Source organism: Lysobacter yananisis, from assembly GCF_031199375.1.
In the GTDB taxonomy this organism is placed as follows: domain Bacteria; phylum Pseudomonadota; class Gammaproteobacteria; order Xanthomonadales; family Xanthomonadaceae; genus Lysobacter; species Lysobacter yananisis.
In genome coordinates this window covers 1164807-1181730 of the sequence record NZ_CP133568.1, presented here as the reverse complement: position 1 = coordinate 1181730, position 16924 = coordinate 1164807, and the positions used below count along the sequence as shown (strand labels likewise).

The following is a 16924-nucleotide window of genomic DNA, read 5'->3' as shown; positions in this document are numbered from 1 at the left end:
GCCGGGCGGCGGTCGCGGCGCGCAGGGTGCCGCGGCCGGGCCGGACCCGCGTTGCAGCGCTCGGTTCGGGCCTGGGCCGAACCGCGATGGCCGCGGCTTGACGCCGCCGCCGGGGGGGAGAAGACTGGCGGCACCAGCGTAGCGACAGGGACTGTCATGGGCAGGATATGGATCGTGGTGGGCGACACCACCACCGGCGGCGGCAGCGTAGTGTCCGGCTCGCCTTTTACCGACATCGACGGCAAGCCGGTCGCGCGCATCGGCGACAGCGTGGTGTGCCTGCGCCACGGCCCGACCGTGATCGTCAGCGGCGACTCCAGCATGATCGTCGACGGCCAGCCGGTCGCCCGGCATGGCGATGGCTTGGCGTGCACGTGCAGTTTGGTGGCGGTGCAGCAGGCGCATGTGCATATCGCCAGCGGCGGGGCGGGCGGTGCGGCGTCTGCGGCCGCGGCATCGACCGTGGCGGCGGCCCAGGAAGACGAAGAGGTCGCCGGGCACGACTACGATCAACATTTCCTGCTCGTCGACGAAGCCGGTGGCGAGCCGCTCAAGGACTGGCCCTATCTGATCGAGCTGCCCTCGGGCAAGAAGATCGAAGGCCGGACCGATGCGGAAGGGAAAACGCGCAAGATCAGCAGCCAGGAGGCGGAGCTGGCGACGCTGAGCGTGTTGGAGCCGGAGCCGCCGAGCCTGGACGCCAACTGGGACGACCGCTCGTGACATATCCGAAATTCAAGAAAGCCACCATCCTCAAGGCCCAGGGCGCGAAGCTGACGCCAAAAGCGCAGACCGCGCCGGTCAAGGTCGCGGTCGATCCGGCGGCGCGTTTGCGCGAAATACGCAAGTTGGTCGCGGACAACAACAAGTCGGATGTGGACGACGATCTGATCATCTGCCAGATCTACATGGAATCGCGCTTCGTCAAGGATCCGGTCAATCAAGCCGGAAGCTCCGCGAAAGGCCTGATGCAGTTGCTGAAAGTCGCGGTGCGCGAAATCTACCGGGTGCGCGATCTTGCGTTGCCGAAAGACAAGCGCACGCCGGAGAAGGAACTGTACAAGCAGGCCGATACGTTCCACGCCAGCGGCGCGCTCGCGGACGAGGCGACCAATATCGCGATGGGAACCGAATATCTGCAGATGCTGATAAACGTGCAGAAAAAGAAGAAGGCCGCCGATCCCATCGCCGAGGCGTACAAGGAGTATCGCGACAAGGACAACGGGATCTATTACAAAAAGATCTCGGACGCGGCCGCGTTGCTGAAGAAGAATCCCGAGTCGATGCAGGTGCTGTTGGATATGGTCGCGAAAGCGAAGAAGAAATAACGATGAGAACCTTCCCGATGGTTGTGCTGCTACTGCTGTCGGCCGCGGCGCACGCGGGCGGGGCGCCGTTTTCGTGCGAGCTGGGAACCGCCAGGGACAAGCGTCCGGTCGTGGTGAACGCGCAGGATGTCGAGTCGGGCGCGGCGACCTACTTCCTGCGTTATGGCGGCAAGCCCGCGCAGCCGGTGATCCGCGACATCGAACACTCGCGCGGGCTGGATGCGCGGTTGAGCTGCTTAGGCGGCAAGCGGCGCGCGATGCTGCTGTTCGGCGAATTCGGCGCCGGTTATCCGCACGGCGTGGTGCTGAGCTACAACCCGGCCACCGCGGCGTTCGAGCGCATCGATTTCGCCGAACGCGCGCTGCCGTCTCGGATCTATCTGGGCGAGCGGGGCAGCCTGGTGGTGATTCCGACCGGCGGTCGCGGCGAAACCGATGCCCGCTATGTGGTCTATCGGTATGCCGCTGGCAAGGGACAGGACGAAGAAAGCGAAGCGACGGACGAACTGCCCGCCGCTGCCGGTTACACCGTGATTACGCTGAATCGATGATCGCGTCTGTCGGCGCGTCGGGCTTTGTGCGCTTGGTCTTCGACGCTACGCCGTTCCGCAGGCCGGACTCGATCGGCTGGCCGCCGCGCCAACAGCCAACCGCTTAGTCCGACATGTGACGAGCGCGCGGTCGAGATGAGCGTTCAGACCGAAGGCGAATCCTGCGCCCCCTCGCGCCGCAACGACGCGATCGCCTCGATCCGCGCCCGCCGCATCGCTTCGCCGACGGCCGGACCGCTCAGGCCCGGCTTCAGGTCGCCGGCGCGCACCTTCAGGCCGGCGTGCAGCGCGTCGACCAGCGCCTGCCGCGAGGGGTAGGCGCTGTCCTCCAGCCCCAGTCGGCCGCGCTTGTCGGCCTCGCACACCAGCGCCATCTGTTCGATCCGCCTGGGGTTGCGCCAGCCGTCGCAGCGCGCGATCAGCTCGTAGACGCTGCGCGGACGCATTTCGGCCAGGCGGTGCACGTTGAGGTGTTCGCGGCACACCGCTTCGGCCAGCAGGCGGTGGTCGGTCGGCACCTTGAGCCGCGCGCACAGCTCGGCCAGCGGTTGCAGGCCGTTGTGCTCGTGGTTGTGGTGGCGCGGCAGCAGGTCGGCCGGGGTGCGCGCCTTGCCGAGGTCGTGGGTCAGCGCGGCGAAGCCGATCAGGTCGTCGCCGGGCGCGAGCCGCGCGGCCATGTCCACGACCATCTCGGTGTGGATGCCGGTGTCGACTTCGGGATGGTATTCGGGCCGCTGCGGCACGCCGTACAGCGCGTCGACTTCCGGCAGCACCACGGCGAGCGCGCCGGCCTCGTGCAGGGTGCGCAGGAACGCCGAGGGCGTGGCGCAGGCCAGCGCGCGGCGGGTTTCCTGCCACACGCGCTCGGGCACGAGGTCGGCGAGTTCGCCGGATTCGGCCATGCGCCGCATCAGCGCCATCGTTTCCGGCGCGACGACGAAACCGTGCGCGGCGAAGCGGGCCATGAAACGCGCCGCGCGCAGCACCCGCAGCGGGTCCTCGACGAAGGCCTCGCCGACGTGGCGCAGCACTCTGGCTTCGAGGTCGCGCGCGCCGCCGTAGGGATCGACCAGGCGGCCGTCGCTCTCGTCGCGGGCGATGGCGTTGATGGTGAAGTCGCGCCGGCCCAGGTCGTCTTCCAGGCTTACCGACGGATCGGCATCGACGACGAAGCCGCGGTAGCCGCGACCGGATTTGCGCTCGGTACGCGCCAGCGCGTACTCCTCGCCGGTGTCCGGATGCAGGAACACCGGGAAGTCCTTGCCCACCGCCTTGAAGCCGGCGGCCAGCATCGCTTCGGGCGTTTCGCCGACGACGACGTAGTCGCGATCGCCCGCCGGCAGGCCGAGCAGGCTGTCGCGGACCGCGCCGCCGACCAGATAAGTCTTCATTTTGGGAGTTCGGAATTCGGTGTGGGTCGAAGCGATTGCATTGCCGGTTTGCCGGGGTGGGACTGCACTGAGCGCTGCGATGCGCGAGGAGGCTGCGCGCCGTCGCGGTCGATGGTTTCGCTTTGGCGGAACCCTGGCCGCGAACTGCGCAGCCTCAGCGCGGCGCCAGCAGCGCGATGATGTCTTCCGCGCCGGCGCTGCGGCCGAGGCGGCGCGCGATCGGATTGGGCTGGCCCGACACCCACAGCCGCAGTTCGGCTTCCAGGTCGAAATGGCCGGCGGTTTCCAGCGAGAACATGACGATGCTGCGGTAGGGCAGGCTCAGGAACTCGGTCTTGCGTCCGGTCACGCCCTGCTTGTCGACCAGGATCAGGCGGCGGTCGGTGAACACGATCAAATCGCGGATCTCGCCGAAGGCGCGCACGACGGTTTCGCCGGGCGCGAGCAGCGGGGCGAAGTCGTCGTTGACCTTGTCGGCGGATTTGCTGCCGGCGTGGCCGAGCAGGGTGTCGAGCAGGCCCATGGCGGTGTCCTTTCGCGGGAGGTGTATCGCGCATCCTAGCGCAGCGGCCGCGGCCCCTGTAGGAGCGGCGCGAGCCGCGACTGCGGCAACGCAACTGCGCCGAACCTTTCGCAATGGTTGCGATGCCGCGGTCGCGGCTTGCGCCGCTCCTACAGGTCAGGCCGCGAGGATTTCGGGCAGGCGCGGCAGCACCGGGGTCGGTTCGACGCCGAGCTTGAGCAATCCGTTCTCGACGCTGGTCGAGTCGCTCTGCAGCGAGCGCCAGTTGTCGCGGCTGATCGGCTTGCCCGGCAGGTGTTCGCCGATCTCGGCCTGCAACTTGCCCAGCGCGTCGGGCAAGGGCACCACCGCGCGCCAGCGGCCGCGGGCGCGCGCGCCGGCGCGCACGATCTCGGCCAGGGTCATCACGTCCGGGCCGACCAGGTTGTAGCTGCGCTGCACGTGCGCGTCGTCGGCCAGGGCGTTGACGAAGGCCTGGGTCACATCGCCGACCCACACCGGCTGGAAACGCGCGTGGGCGCGGCCGATCGGCAGCATCGGCGCGTAGCGCAGCAGCGCGTCGAAACGGCAGAACAGGCCGTCGCCGGGGCCGGCGATCACCGAGGGGCGGAACAAGGTCCAGTCGAGCTTGGACGCGCGCACCTTCTGTTCGGCGCGGCCGCGCGCTTGCAGGTAGTGGCTGTGGCCGGTGCCGGCGTTGAGCGCGCTCATCTGCAGCAGCCGTCGCACGTCCATGTCGCGCATGGCTTCGAGCAGCGCCTCCAGCAGTTCGACGTAGACGTGCTCGAAGCCGCGCCCGCTGTCGCCCTGCTCGTTGAGGATGCCGACCAGATTGACCACCGCGTCGACGTCGTCGAGCACCGCGCGCAGGAAATCCGGGTTGGCCACGTCGCCTTCGATGATGCTGGCGTCGCGGCTGAGTTTCTTCTTCTTCGACGGATCGACGCCGCGGCTGAGCACGGTGACGCGGTAGCGCTGGTCCAGCAGATGCGCGACCAGGTGGCGGCCGACGAAGCCGGTGCCGCCCAGGACCAGGACGTGGGGACGCGCCATGGCCGAACCCTTACTCGGTTTCCGCCGGCAGCGGCGCGCTGGCCGTCGCGGCGGCGGCCGGACAGGCGAAGGACTTGCGCCTGGCCTGGGTCGCGCCGCGCAGGCGGTCGCTGACGCTGAGCGCGTCGCCGTTCATGCGCCAGTCGTAGAGCACGCTGAAGGCGAGCACGCGGGCGACGTACTCGCGGGTTTCCTTGTAGCTGATGGTCTCGATCCAGAAGTCCGGGTCCATCCCCGGCCGCTGCGACTGCCAGCGCGCCAGCGGCGCCGGGCCGGCGTTGTAGCCGGCCATGGCGAAGTACGGCTGGCCGCCGTACTTGTCGTGCAGCTGTCGCAGGTAGGCGGTGCCCAGGACGATGTTGGTGTCGGAGTCGTACAGGCTGGCCGCGCCGCCCCATGGCAGGCCGAGGCTCTTGGCCACCTGCGCGCCGGTGCCGGGCAGCACCTGCATCAGGCCCATGGCGTTGGCGCCGGAGCGCGCGGTCGGGTTGAATACGCTCTCGGCGCGGATCTCGGCGGCGACCCAGGCCGGGTCGAGCCCGTTCTTGGCCGATTCGCGGCGGATCGTGTCGGCGTGGTGCAGCGGGAAGCGCAGGTAGTACAGGCGCTGTTCCTGCGGGGTCTTGTTGAGCGAGAACACCGCGCGGTCGAACCAGTTGTAGCCCTGCGCGACCTCGATGGCGAGGCGCCGCTGGGTGTCGTCGAAGCGGCTCAGCGCATCGTCCCACTCGCGGATCGCCCACGGCGTGCGCTCGATCTGGAACAGGCCCATCGCCCGCACCAGCGCCGGGTCGCGCGCGACCTGCGCGCGCGCGGCCGGCGCGTCGGCCGGTTGCAGCGGGCACAGCGTGTACGGCGCGCCGAGCCGGTCGGCGGACAAAAAGCCGTGGAAGTCGGCGTTCTTGGCCGCTTCGCGATACAGCCGGGTCGCGGTCGCCTTGTCGCCGGCGCGCTCGGACAGGCGCGCTTCGAAGTATTCCCAGCGCGATTCGCCGCGCTGCTTGGCGCCCATCTTGCGGATCGCCGCCAGCGCCGCGTTCCAGTCCGAACGCGCCATCGCCTCGCGCGCGCGCCATTCGTGCAGGCGTTCGTCGTAGGCGATGTCGGGCACGGCGTTGAGCCGGCGCGCGGATTCGGCGTCGTAGGAGGCCACCGACCACAGCGCGGTCTGGTACAGCACGCGGCCGCGGTCTTCGTCGCTGAAGTTCAGCGCGTTGGCGTACTTGGGCAACTGTGCTTCGGCGCTGGCCGGCTGGGCCTTGGCGAGCTTGGCCAGGCCGTGGCTGGCGATCTTGCGGCTGCGGTCGGTCTTGGGCCAGGCCAGCGCGCGTTCGTTGACGTTGTCCAGGAACGCCGCGTAGTCGTTGGCTTGCGCGAGTTGATCCGCCGGCAAGCCGCGCGCCGCCGCGCGCATCACCGCCGGCTGCCATTCGGCGGCGGCGGCTTCGATGCGTTCCCAGCGCAGTTCCGGGCTCAGCCCGCCCTGCGCGGCCAGCACCGCGAACGGCGCGTCGCAGGCGTCGGGCAGCGACTTGCCACTGCTGCGCCAAATGGCTTGTGCGTCCTTCGTCCATTGCGCGTCGGCGCGGCCGAGCGCCTGGCGCGCGCTCAATTCGGCGCAGCGCAGTTGCGCGCCGCGTTCCTTGCCGCTGCGGTTGAACGGGGTCCATGCGGCGAGGAAGGCGTTCCAGTCCTGGCGGCGCGCGGTCGCGGCCAGCCAGATCTCGCGGAACGCCTCGCCGGAGGCTTCGTTGCCGCGGCGGGCGAGGAAGTCGCGGGCCTGGCCGTTGTCGAGGCTGTCGATGTTGCGGCGGAGCGCGGCGTACTCGACCCAGCCGTACAGCGGATGGCGGGCGATGTCGGCGTATTGGCCGGCATCGAAGCCGCCGCGTTCGGCCGCTTCCAGCGCGGCGCGCACGCGCGGCAGCTGGGCGTCGGCGGTCGGCGCCGGCGGCGCGCGCAGCGACGGCGGCTTGGCCGCGGGCTGCGCCGGCGTGGACGCCGTGGTCTGGGCGCAGGCGGTGGTGGCGATGGCCGCGATCAGCGCGGCGGCGAGCAGGGGGAAGGGGCGCGGGAGCATCGCCGGACTATAGCCGAGCGCGTATGAATGTCTTATGTGAACGCAGCGTGGATGACGGCGAAGCGCGAACGCGGTCGCGGCGTGGCGGTGGTGGGACGACTGTAGGAGCGACGCGAGTCGCGACTGCGACAACGCAGGTACGACGCAGGTGTCGACGCAGTTGCGTTTTCGCAGTCACGACTCGCGTCGCTCCTACAGTCGGAGCCATCGGCTATCCAGCGCGCGAACGGGCGTGCAGAATCGAGCCTTCGTATCGGAGACACCGCGCATGGCGATCTGGCTGGTCTTCCTGGTCCTCGGCGCCATCGCCGGCGTGCTCGCCGGTTTGCTCGGCGTCGGCGGCGGGCTGGTGCTGGTCGCGGCGCTGGCGTGGATCGCGCCGGCGTTCGGCATTCCGCAGGAAGCGGCGATGCACACCGCGCTGGCCAGTTCGCTGGCCAGCATCGTGCTGACCGCGACCGCGTCGGCGCGCGCCCATGCCAAGCGCGGCAGCGTGCTGTGGCCGACGGTGCGCTGGATGGTGCCGGGCCTGATCGTCGGCGGCTGGCTCGGCAGTTGGGTCGCGGTGCGCATCGACGGCGAATGGCTGCGCTGGATCGTCGCCGGCTATTGCCTCATCGCCGCCGCGCAGTTGTTGTTCGGCAAGCCGCGCGCGGCGCTCGGCGAGGACGCGCCGGCGCCGCAGGGCGCGGCGATGTCGGGCGCGGGCGTGGGCATCGGCGCGGTCTCGGCGGTGGTCGGCATCGGCGGCGGCAGCATGACCGTGCCGCTGCTGGTCTGGCGCGGAGTCGCGCCGGTGCGCGCGGTCGGCACATCCTCGGCCTGCGGCGTGGCGATCGGCCTGGCCAGCGCGATCGGCTATGCCTTCAATGCGCCGCCCGGCGCGCTGCCGCACTACGCGATCGGCTATGTCTACCTGCCGGCGGCGATCGGCGTCGCCCTCGCCTCGGTGCTCGCGGCTCCGTATGGCACGCGTTTGGCGCATCGCCTGCATGGCGACACCTTGAAGCGGGTGTTCGCGACGTTCCTGTTTCTGGTCGCGCTGAGCCTGTTGCTCGGCGGCTGAATCCGCAAAGCCGATCACGTTTCCGCGGCATCGCGCCGCAACCCCTCGCAATCGCCCGGCGCCCGGCCTGAATGGGCGGCGAGGGTATGCCGCATCCGGTGTTTGTCCGAGGCCTCGCGACAGGCCGAACAAAACTGCGACCGGTTTGGCAAGTACTCCTATTTTGCGCCTTGTGGCGGATTCACGGATTGTTTACAACCTCTCGGATGCCTCCGGCACGGTCCGGCCGGCACGCCAATAGCCAACAGAGCTAGCCAAGCCAATTACGAGGGAGAGAGTAGATGAAGCCGTCGCGTCGCCATGTCCTGGCGAAAGCCATCCAATTGTCCCTGCTGGTCGCGCTGCCCGGCGTCGCCGCCGCGCAGGACGCCGCCCCCGCCAAGGACCCCACCACGCTCGACTCGGTCCAGGTCACCGGCACCCGCATCAAGAAGGCCGAGATCGAAAGCCAGGTCCCGGTCCAGACCCTCAGCCGCGACGACATCGAACGCACCGGCCTGACCTCGCTCGGCGACATCGTGCAGGAACTCACCGGCGCCGGCTCCGCGCTCAACACCAAGTTCAATTCCTCGGGCAACTTCGGCTTCTCGCCCAACGGCGACGGCATCGGCGCGGGCTCGGCCCAGGTCGACCTGCGCCACCTCGGTCCCAAGCGCGTGCTGGTCCTGGTCGACGGCATGCGTTGGGTCAACGAATCCTCGGCCTCGGGCGTGGGCGCGGCGACCGACCTCAACACCATCCCGCTGGCCATCGTCGAGCGCATCGAAGTGCTCGAAGACGGCGCGTCCTCGCTGTACGGCTCCGACGCCATCGCCGGCGTGGTCAACATCATCACCCGCCGCAACTTCGACGGCGGCCAGATCAGCCTCAACTACGGCCAGTACGGCAAGGGCGACGGCGAGCTGCAGGGCGTCGATCTGGCGTGGGGCTACAACACCGACCGCGCCAACCTGTTCCTCGGCTTGAGCTACGTCGACCAGGATCCGGTGTTCTCGCGCGACCGCAAGGTCTCGCGCGTGCCGGTGCCGGGCCTGGGCGTGGAGACCGGCAGCTCGGCCACGCCGAACGGCCGCTTCATCTTCACCGACCCGCGTTGCCCGGCGGTCGACAGCGACGACGATCCGTCCACGCCGCCGGTCAACATGTGCAACATCACCACGCCCAACGGCTCCAGCTTCCCCAACGGCGTGCGTTTCCCGCAGGACTTCATTCCGTTCGGCGGCGCCAACCGCTACAACTTCGCCGCCGAGAACATGCTGCTGACGCCGTCCAAGCGCACCGGCGCGTTCGGCCAGTTCCGCTACCACTTCAGCGACAACGTGCAGGGTTATTTGAAGGCCCTGTACAACCGCCGCGAGTCGGTCAACCAAGCCGCGCCCGAGCCGATCTTCCTCGGCCTGGACGCCGGCACCGGCAACCCGTGGTCCGAGCGCATCACCATCTCGCGCCTGAACCCGTACAACCCCTTCGGCATCGACCTGACCTCCGAGGGCGCCAACCCGAACCTGATCACGCTCGCGCGGCGTCCGGTCGAGGGCGGCCCGCGCATCTTCGAACAGCAGGTCGACACCCAGTACGTGGCCGGCGGCCTGGAAGGCAGCTTCGACGCGGGCGACCGCACCTTCTTCTGGGACGTCAACGCCGCCTACAGCCGCAACAAGGCCGACCAAACCAACCGCGGCAGCTACAACATCCGCAACATCAACATCGCCCTCGGCGATCCGGCGGTGTGCGCCGCGACCCCGGGCTGCGTGCCGCTGAACCTGTTCGGCGGCCCGGGCACGATCACCCCGCAGATGCTCAGCTGGATCAGCCCGATCATCCGCGACCGCAGCGAGCAGAAGCTCAAGACCTTCACCGCGAACTTCTCCGGCGACCTGTTCAACCTGTGGGCGGGCCCGCTGTCGTTCGCGGCCGGTTACGAGTACCGCAAGTACGAAGGTTCCTACTCGCCCGATCCGATCACCGTCGCCGGCTACTACAACGGCACCCAGTCGCTGCCGACCCGCGGCACGTACGACGTCAACGAGGCCTATGTCGAGTTGAACCTGCCGCTGATCAAGGAAGGTTCGTTCGGCAAGAGCCTGGACCTGAGCCTGGCCGGCCGCTATTCGGACTACTCGACCTTCGGCGGCCAGTTCACGCCCAAGTACGGCCTGCGCTGGCAGGTCGCCGACGAGTTCCTGCTGCGCACCACCTACGCCGAAGGCTTCCGCGCGCCGTCGATCGGCGAACTGTACGGCTCGGCCAGCCGCGCCGACCTGCAGCTCAGCGATCCCTGCCTGATCTCGATCACCGGCTCGCCGCCGACCGGCAACCGCGCCAACTGCGCCGCGCTCGGCGTGCCGGCCGGCGCCGCCCAGGCCAACAGCCAGATCTCGGTGCAGACCGGCGGCAACGCGGACCTGGAACCGGAAACCGCGCGCAGCTTCACCGCCGGCTTCGTCTACAGCCCGGCCTGGGCCGCGGATTCGGCGTGGTCGGACAAGTTCGACTTCGAGGTCACCTACTACCGCCACTCGCTGGAAGGCGCGGTGCAGGCGATCGATGCGCAGACCCAGCTCAACCTGTGCGTGCAGACCCTCGACCCGCTGTACTGCAACGGCATCACCCGTTCCAGCGTCGGCGGCATCTCCAGCTTCGAAAACAAGCTGACCAACCTGGGTTCGATCAAGACCTCCGGCTGGGATGTGGACTTCTTCTGGACCCTGCCGGAAAGCTCGCTCGGCCAGTTCAAGCTGGCCTGGCAGAACACCTGGGTGACCCAGTACGACGCGGTCGGCGCCGCCGGCCAGTTGCAGCCGCGCCGCCCGGGCGTGGAAGTCAACGACAGCGCGATTCCGGAGTGGAGCTCGAACGCGACCCTGTCGTGGAAGCGCAACGCCTGGACCGGTTCGTGGACCGTGCGCCACATCTCCGAACTGACCGAGACCTGCCAGGCCTCGGCGCTGGAGTCGCCGTACTGCGACAACTCCGTGACCGGCGCGAACAAGCTCTCGCCGACCACGTACCACGACATCCAGCTGGGCTACCACTTCGAACTGTTGAAGGGCCTGCAGGTCACCGGCGGCGTCAACAACCTGTTCGACAAGGACCCGCCGGTGTGCCTGTCGTGCTCGCTCAACGGCTACGACGCGTCCACCTACGACATCCCGGGCGGGCGTTTCTTCTACGTGCGCGCGGATCTGCGGTTCTGATCCCGGGGTAAGCCGTCAACGAAAAGAAACGGCCGGCGCTGCGAGGCGCCGGCCGTTTTCGTTTTGGGGATTGGATGCGTGGCTTCGATGCGGGATTCGTCGTTGTCGCGTTCTCGCGGTCGCAGCTTGCGCAGCTCCTACAGTCTGAAACGAAACCGGCCGTAGCCCCTGTAGGAGCTGCGCAAGCTGCGACCGCGCCAACGCAACCGCGACGAACCCGGCTATCGCCCGCGCACCGACGCATGCCGGATCACCTCCAGCGCCTGTTCCGCGTCGCAGGCGTACAAGCCCGCGCCCCACGCCGCGTTCTGTTCCACGCAGGCCCAGCCGCGATCCTCGATATAGCCCACGTCGATCACGCACGCGCGCGGCAAGGCCACGCGCGGATCGTCGAGCATGCGCTGCAGGAACGCGGTGGCCTGCGCGTCTTCTTCGTCGCTGCTGGCGAAGCCGCTGTCGCGCGCCAGCTCGCCTTCGCGCGAATACAGCGACCAGGTGCGCAGGCGGCGATCGAGCACGAAGCAACGCAGTTCGCAGCGCCAGCGCACCACGTCGGCGACCAGCACCGGCATGTCCTCGTCGTAGCCCAACGGCAACTCGGCGCCGGTATAGACGCGGGCCGGGAAGCTCTTGTCGTTGGGCGGTTTGACGAAGGCCGGCGCGGTGCGCGCGCGCTGCGCGCCGAGCGTGCTCAAACCGATCTCGCGCAGGCGGTATTCCGGCGGCAGCACCGGCAGCCAGTCTTCGGGCGGATTGTCCAGGCGCAGGCCGAGCGCCGCGCCGATTTGCGGCGCGAACAGCGCTTCGCCGTAGAACACCGCGTCGTCGAGATCGCGCAGGCGATCGGGCACGCGCCAGCCCGGCAGGCGCTCGATCGACCAGCCCTGGCGCGAGGCGGCCTTCCACAAGGCCTGGGCGTCGTCGGTGTGGCGGGGCGTGAGGATCAGCGTGGGCATGGCGTGGCGGCGGTGGGAATGCCGGTGCAGCGTCGGTGAAAGGGTGGGGTGCGTCAACGGCCGGAAGCGGCGTCGATCGGGGGATGAGCGGCGCTGGATGATCGTGTGCGTTGCGGCGTTTCCAACGTCGCGGGTGGCCTACGCGTCGTTCCGGCGAAAGCCGTAATCTATTCTGCCGTTGCCGTTGCCGTTGCCGTTGCCGTAGTTGTTGTTGCTTGTGCTCGCCGCCCAATCCGATGCGAATGTTTCGTAGCCCCGAAGGGCGTGCGCATGGATGCGCACGCGCGCCATGGGACAGGATGTCCCTTATGGCGCGGCCCCGCGCAAGGTGCTGGACCTAGTGGCTTTTGACTTAAAACAAGCGTTTTTCTTTGGCTGCTGGTCTCTAACCTCAAGTGCATCACCTCAGTGAGGCACTGTGAATGGGCCAGCAGTATTCACATCTGAGCGCAGAAGAGCGCGGGGCCATCATGGTCTTGATCGCCCAAGGGGCGAGCGGACGGCAAATCGCCCAGACGTTGGGTCGGGCGCAAAGCACAATTGCTCGCGAGTTGCGCCGTAATGGGTTTCGGTCCCATTCGGGGCCGCCGCTGCGCGGACGCCCCCGTTTCGACCCTGGCTACGATGCGACCCGGGCGGGCCGGCGGGCCCAGCGACTGCGGCGACGGGCGCGGGTGCGCCGCAAGCTGCGACGCGACACCGTGCTGTGGCGACGCGTGCGCTATTGGCTGGAACGGTGCTGGTCGCCGCAACAGATTGCCGACAAACTGCGGGATCTGTACCCGGACCGGCCCTGGCTGCGCGTGTCGCACGAAACGATCTATACCGCGATTTATGCGATGCCGCGCGGCGAATTGCGCCGCCAGGTGACCCGTCTGCTGCGACAGGGGCGCAAGTCCGGCCGCCGCACGCGCCAGGGAAGCGACGCCCGCGGCCATCTGCCGGATCTGCCCAACATCCGCCTGCGGCCGCCGGCCGCGCATGAGCGCCTGATGCCGGGGCATTGGGAGGGCGACCTGATCGTGGGCGCGCACAACCGCTCGGCGATTGGGGTATTGGTCTGCCGCCGCACCTTGTACGTCAAGCTCGCCGACGCGACCGCGCACACGGTGCTGGAGGCCTTCAGCTCGGCGTTCGAAGGTGTGCCGGAAAGTTTGAAGAAGACCTTGACCTACGACCAGGGCAAGGAAATGGCATCGCATCGGCAGTTGAGCGAACGCACTGGTTTAGCGATCTACTTCGCCGCCCCCCATAGCCCGTGGCAACGCGGAACCTGCGAAAACACCAACGGCTTGTTGCGGCAATACTTTCCCAAGGGCACTGATTTGTCGGTGCACTCTGCGCAGCGCCTCAAAGAGGTGGCGTGGGAAATGAACAACCGCCCCCGCCGTAGCCTGGGCAGGCGCTCGCCCGTCGAGGTGCTCTATGAGGAACTCAAAAACCCGCGGGCGCAGGGTGATGCACTTGGACATTGACTCCGCCAACCAAAGAAAAGGCCTCTTCTTTTTCGGATCAAGAGCCACTAGGGCTCATCGTGGCGCGGGGCCGCGCCATAAGGGGCATCCTGCCCCATGGCGCGCGTGCGCATCCATGCGCACGCCCTCCGGGGCTGCGGAACATGGGCTTCGCGTGGGGTTGCGTCCGAGCGAATGGCAACGGCAATTGCAACAGCAGCAGCAAAAGCAAAATGGATTCCAGCTTTCGCTGGAATGACGGCATTGGGGATGACGGCGCAGAAGGTCGGCGTCGTTAGCGGCGCGGAAGTGGCTGCGTTGAAAGGGCGTGAGCCGTGAAGCGGTGCGCGTCGAGGAGGGGCGGTGCGCCGGCTTGCGCGTTCGGTCGGGATATGCCGCGGCCTCCGCCGAGCTCAGCGCAACGCGTCGTCCGGCACGTCCAGCTCCAGCGACAGCGCCAGATGATCGGACTGCGCCGCCGGCATCGCCTTGGCGGCGATGTAGCCCAGGCCGTCGCCGAGCAGGATGTGGTCGATCGCGCGCTGCGGGCGCCAGCTGGGGAAGGTCGGCAGGATGTCGGCCGGACGTTGCAGCCGGGTGTCGCGGAACAGCGCCTGCATCTCCGGGCTGTCGGCGGAACAGTTGAAGTCGCCCATCAGCACCGCGTGCGGATGGTCGTGCAGCAGTTCGGCGATGAAGGCCAGCTGCGAGGCGCGCGAGCCGGCGCCGAGGGAGAGGTGGGCGACGGCGACGGTGAGGCCGTCGTCGCCGTTGCCGTAATGCGCGACCAGCACGCCGCGGCCGGCGATGCGCCCGGGCAGCGGGTGGTCGACCACTTCGCGCGGCTCCAGCCGGCTCAGCAGGCCGTTGGCGCTGGAGGCGACGTTGCCGACGCGCCGGTTCGGCTGGTGGCTCCAGTAATCGAAGCCGGCGCGCTGGGCGAGGTAATGCGTTTGATTGGTGAAGCCCGAACGCAGGCTGCCCGGGTCGCTCTCGTTGAGGCCGACGATGTCGTGCTCGCCGGCCAGCTGGGCGATGGTGTCCAGGCTGCCGCGCTTGTTGCCCGCGGGCAGCACGTGCGACCAGCTGCGCGTCGCGTAATCGCTGTAGCGACGCGTGCTGGAACCGGCCTGGATGTTGGCGCTGAGCAGGCGCAGCCGGCGAGTGGTCATGCCCGGTACGAGCGCGGTCGGGGCCGGCCGATCAGTTCTTGACCGGCGCCGCGGCCGGAGCCGGGGCCGCGCCGGCCATCGCCGCGCGCTCGCGCGCGACCAGGTGGTCGGCGATGCGCAGGTAGTCCTCGAAGCCCTTGCCCTTGACCAGGTACTTGCCGTTGATCACCAGGCTCGGGCTGGCGTCGACGCCCGAGCGCGCCATGAACTGCTCGGCGCGCTTGCCCTTGGCGGTGATGGCGAAGCTGTTCATGGTGCCGATGAAGTCGGCCGGCTTGACCCCGTACTTGGCGTAGAACTCGCCGAAGGTCTGGTCGTTGACGGTGCGGTAGTCGATCGACTGGTCGATGTGCACGGCGCGGAACATCGCTTCGTGGGTCTTGTCGACCAGGCCCAGGGTCTGGGCGGCGTAGAAGGCCTTCTCGAACGGGATCGGGTTGGCGCCGAACGGACCGGCGATCGGGGTGAACTTGACGTCGGCGGTCTGCTTCTTGCGCCACTCGACCAGCAGCGGCTCGAACTGGGCGCAGTGCGGGCAGGTGTAGCTGAAGATCTCGGCGACTTCGATCTTGCCCGGGGCCGGATCGAACGGCTGGCCGCCCGGGATTTCCTGGTAGTCGGTGCCGGCGACCGGCGCCGGACCGGCCGGCGGGGTCGCGGTGGCGGCCGGAGCGATGGCCGGATCGGCCTGGGCCGGCGCCGCGGTTTCGCCGGCGGCCGGCGCGGCGGGCGCGCCCTCGGCCGGGGCGGCGGCCGGGGCGGTTTCGGTGGCGGCGGGCGCGGCCGGGGCGGCTGTCTCGGCCGGCGCCTCGGTCTTGCCGCACGCGGCCAGCGCGATCAGCGCGCCGAGCAGCAGCGGATAGCGGGACAGGGTGGCGATACGCGAATTCATCGTGATCTCCGCAACAACTTCGGGAAAAAGGCGGGTGCGGCGGCGAAAGGCCGTCCGCGACGGCCCGCCAGCATAGCGGGCGGGCGACTTAACGGGGAGTGTAGAGGGGGCGGGAACGGGGCCTGCGCGAGCGCGGCGCACGGGACGCGGCCGGCGCGCGCGATGGCCCGTTCCGATTCCCGCCCGGGCGCCTCAGCGCTTGGCCTTGGCCCGCTCGCGCGCGATCAGGTGATCGGCCACGCGCAGCATGTCGTCGAACCCCTTCTGGGTGGTGATGCGGTACTTGCCGGCGACCACCATGCCGGGGGTGCCCTCGATGCCGGAGGCCATGATGAAGTCGGTGGCGCGCTTCATCGTTTGCTCGGTGGTCTTGCCGGTCATGGTCGCGGCGAAGGTGCCGGCGTCGGCGCCGTACTTGGCGTAGAAGCCGGCGATCTCCTGCGCGCTGGCGTTCTGGATCGGCAGGCTCTTGTCCTCGTGCAGGGCCTTGAACACCGCTTCGTGGGTCTTGGGCAGCAGCTTGAGCGACTGCGCGGTGTAGAAGGCCTGCGCGTACGGGGTCCAGTAGCCGCCCCACGGCGCGGCCAGCGGCACGAAGTTCACGTCGGCCGGCAGGGTCGCCTTCCACTTCGAGATCAGCGGCTCGAAGTGGGCGCAGTGCGGGCAGGTGTAGCCGAACACTTCGACCACCTCGATCTTGCCGGCCGGGGTCGAGAACGGCTTGCCGCCCGGGATTTCGACATAGTCCACGCCCGGCTCGGGCGCGGGGCCGGTCGCGGCCTTGGGCGCGGCGAGGCTGGCGAAGGGAAGGGCGGCGAGCAGCAGCAGGGTGGCGAGGCGTCGGTTCATCGGAAAGGGGTCTCGTCGGAAAGGGCCGGCTGCGCGTCGCGCCGGTGGGGGCGGGCTTGGGGAACGTCGCCGCCAAGGATAACGGCCGGCGCGGGCGGCCTGCAGTCTGCTATGGGACCGGACGGTGTCGTGTGAGTTCCGCGTCGGGACTCGATGTGAAGTGCGTCACTTTTACGCAGGGTGGGGCTTCTTGTAGGAGCGGCGCGAGCCGCGACCGCGGGGTGGCCGGTCGCGGCGAGAATCCGCGGGCCGTTACGCGGGGCCGGTGGCTTTCGTCGTCGTTGCGGTGTCGCGGTCGCGGCTTGCGCCGCTCCTACAGGGGGGCGATGTGGGATTCGCGGTGGGTGAAACGAAAGCACCGGAGTTACGTGGGCCGGGTCGGTTTCGTCGTCGTTGCGGTGTCGCGGTCGCG

At 68.9% G+C, this 16924-nt stretch carries 14 protein-coding genes; 6 read left to right on the top strand and 8 right to left on the bottom strand.

The window, feature by feature from the left end:
* The first annotated feature begins 177 nt into the window (after positions 1-177).
* The 3 genes from RDV84_RS05030 to RDV84_RS05020 are packed head-to-tail and all read left to right on the top strand — an operon-like array spanning position 178 to position 1879.
* Positions 178-723, top strand: a complete 546-nt coding sequence (locus tag RDV84_RS05030) for a PAAR domain-containing protein (RefSeq protein ID WP_231783927.1) — start codon at positions 178-180, stop codon at positions 721-723.
* Positions 720-1328, top strand: coding sequence for a transglycosylase SLT domain-containing protein (locus tag RDV84_RS05025; RefSeq protein ID WP_057945950.1), 609 nt, complete (start codon positions 720-722; stop codon positions 1326-1328). The genes RDV84_RS05030 and RDV84_RS05025 overlap by 4 nt, the downstream gene beginning before the upstream one ends.
* A 2-nt stretch (positions 1329-1330) precedes the next feature.
* Entirely contained in the window at positions 1331-1879 is a 549-nt protein-coding gene (locus RDV84_RS05020; protein WP_309152679.1) for a hypothetical protein, read from the top strand.
* Between the two features lie 143 nt (positions 1880-2022).
* Here the strand turns inward: RDV84_RS05020 and RDV84_RS05015 are convergent, their stop codons facing one another.
* The 4 genes from RDV84_RS05015 to RDV84_RS05000 all read right to left on the bottom strand — a co-directional run bounded on the left by RDV84_RS05015 (position 2023) and on the right by RDV84_RS05000 (position 6926).
* The gene (locus RDV84_RS05015; protein ID WP_309152678.1) at positions 2023-3270 is read right to left on the bottom strand and encodes a multifunctional CCA addition/repair protein; all 1248 of its coding nucleotides are present in this window, start codon (positions 3268-3270) and stop codon (positions 2023-2025) included.
* 154 nt (positions 3271-3424) lie between these two features.
* A complete protein-coding gene (locus RDV84_RS05010; RefSeq protein ID WP_057945953.1) occupies positions 3425-3793 on the bottom strand; it encodes a PH domain-containing protein in 369 nt (122 codons plus the stop codon).
* Between the two features lie 156 nt (positions 3794-3949).
* Entirely contained in the window at positions 3950-4846 is an 897-nt protein-coding gene (locus tag RDV84_RS05005; RefSeq protein ID WP_309152677.1) for a complex I NDUFA9 subunit family protein, read from the bottom strand.
* 10 nt (positions 4847-4856) lie between these two features.
* Complete coding sequence (locus RDV84_RS05000) at positions 4857-6926, bottom strand: lytic transglycosylase domain-containing protein (protein ID WP_309152676.1); 2070 nt, start codon at positions 6924-6926, stop codon at positions 4857-4859.
* A gap of 268 nt (positions 6927-7194) precedes the next feature.
* Here RDV84_RS05000 and RDV84_RS04995 point away from each other — a divergent pair, with 268 nt between their 5' ends.
* On the top strand, positions 7195-7992 hold the full coding sequence (locus RDV84_RS04995) for a sulfite exporter TauE/SafE family protein (protein ID WP_309152675.1): 798 nt from the start codon (positions 7195-7197) through the stop codon (positions 7990-7992).
* Between the two features lie 281 nt (positions 7993-8273).
* Positions 8274-11189, top strand: coding sequence for a TonB-dependent receptor (locus RDV84_RS04990; RefSeq protein ID WP_078998737.1), 2916 nt, complete (start codon positions 8274-8276; stop codon positions 11187-11189).
* Positions 11190-11410: 221 nt separating this feature from the next.
* Here RDV84_RS04990 and RDV84_RS04985 read toward each other — a convergent pair whose 3' ends face one another.
* Positions 11411-12145, bottom strand: a complete 735-nt coding sequence (locus RDV84_RS04985) for an ATP-grasp domain-containing protein (protein WP_309152674.1) — start codon at positions 12143-12145, stop codon at positions 11411-11413.
* Between the two features lie 422 nt (positions 12146-12567).
* Between RDV84_RS04985 and RDV84_RS04980 the strand changes: the two genes are divergently transcribed.
* A complete protein-coding gene (locus RDV84_RS04980) occupies positions 12568-13620 on the top strand; it encodes an IS30 family transposase (protein ID WP_309152673.1) in 1053 nt (350 codons plus the stop codon).
* Positions 13621-14012: 392 nt separating this feature from the next.
* Here RDV84_RS04980 and RDV84_RS04975 read toward each other — a convergent pair whose 3' ends face one another.
* The 3 genes from RDV84_RS04975 to RDV84_RS04965 form a co-directional block, all read right to left on the bottom strand.
* The gene (locus RDV84_RS04975; protein WP_057945958.1) at positions 14013-14771 is read right to left on the bottom strand and encodes an endonuclease/exonuclease/phosphatase family protein; all 759 of its coding nucleotides are present in this window, start codon (positions 14769-14771) and stop codon (positions 14013-14015) included.
* 31 nt (positions 14772-14802) lie between these two features.
* On the bottom strand, positions 14803-15663 hold the full coding sequence (locus RDV84_RS04970) for a thiol:disulfide interchange protein DsbA/DsbL (RefSeq protein WP_309152672.1): 861 nt from the start codon (positions 15661-15663) through the stop codon (positions 14803-14805).
* Between the two features lie 192 nt (positions 15664-15855).
* Positions 15856-16512 (bottom strand): thiol:disulfide interchange protein DsbA/DsbL, encoded by a 657-nt coding sequence (locus tag RDV84_RS04965; protein ID WP_079000000.1) that lies wholly within the window; start codon positions 16510-16512, stop codon positions 15856-15858.
* Positions 16513-16924 lie beyond the last annotated feature (412 nt).

Bases quoted from the DNA above. Each gene is read 5' to 3' on its own strand.
- RDV84_RS04980 (WP_309152673.1), top strand. From the start codon at position 12,568: ATGGGCCAGCAGTATTCACATCTGAGCGCAGAAGAGCGCGGGGCCATC.
- RDV84_RS05000 (WP_309152676.1), bottom strand. From the start codon at position 6,926: ATGCTCCCGCGCCCCTTCCCCCTGCTCGCCGCCGCGCTGATCGCGGCC.
- RDV84_RS05015 (WP_309152678.1), bottom strand. From the start codon at position 3,270: ATGAAGACTTATCTGGTCGGCGGCGCGGTCCGCGACAGCCTGCTCGGC.
- RDV84_RS04985 (WP_309152674.1), bottom strand. From the start codon at position 12,145: ATGCCCACGCTGATCCTCACGCCCCGCCACACCGACGACGCCCAGGCC.
- RDV84_RS05020 (WP_309152679.1), top strand. From the start codon at position 1,331: ATGAGAACCTTCCCGATGGTTGTGCTGCTACTGCTGTCGGCCGCGGCG.
- RDV84_RS04970 (WP_309152672.1), bottom strand. From the start codon at position 15,663: ATGAATTCGCGTATCGCCACCCTGTCCCGCTATCCGCTGCTGCTCGGC.
- RDV84_RS04975 (WP_057945958.1), bottom strand. From the start codon at position 14,771: ATGACCACTCGCCGGCTGCGCCTGCTCAGCGCCAACATCCAGGCCGGT.
- RDV84_RS04965 (WP_079000000.1), bottom strand. From the start codon at position 16,512: ATGAACCGACGCCTCGCCACCCTGCTGCTGCTCGCCGCCCTTCCCTTC.
- RDV84_RS04990 (WP_078998737.1), top strand. From the start codon at position 8,274: ATGAAGCCGTCGCGTCGCCATGTCCTGGCGAAAGCCATCCAATTGTCC.
- RDV84_RS04995 (WP_309152675.1), top strand. From the start codon at position 7,195: ATGGCGATCTGGCTGGTCTTCCTGGTCCTCGGCGCCATCGCCGGCGTG.
- RDV84_RS05010 (WP_057945953.1), bottom strand. From the start codon at position 3,793: ATGGGCCTGCTCGACACCCTGCTCGGCCACGCCGGCAGCAAATCCGCC.
- RDV84_RS05005 (WP_309152677.1), bottom strand. From the start codon at position 4,846: ATGGCGCGTCCCCACGTCCTGGTCCTGGGCGGCACCGGCTTCGTCGGC.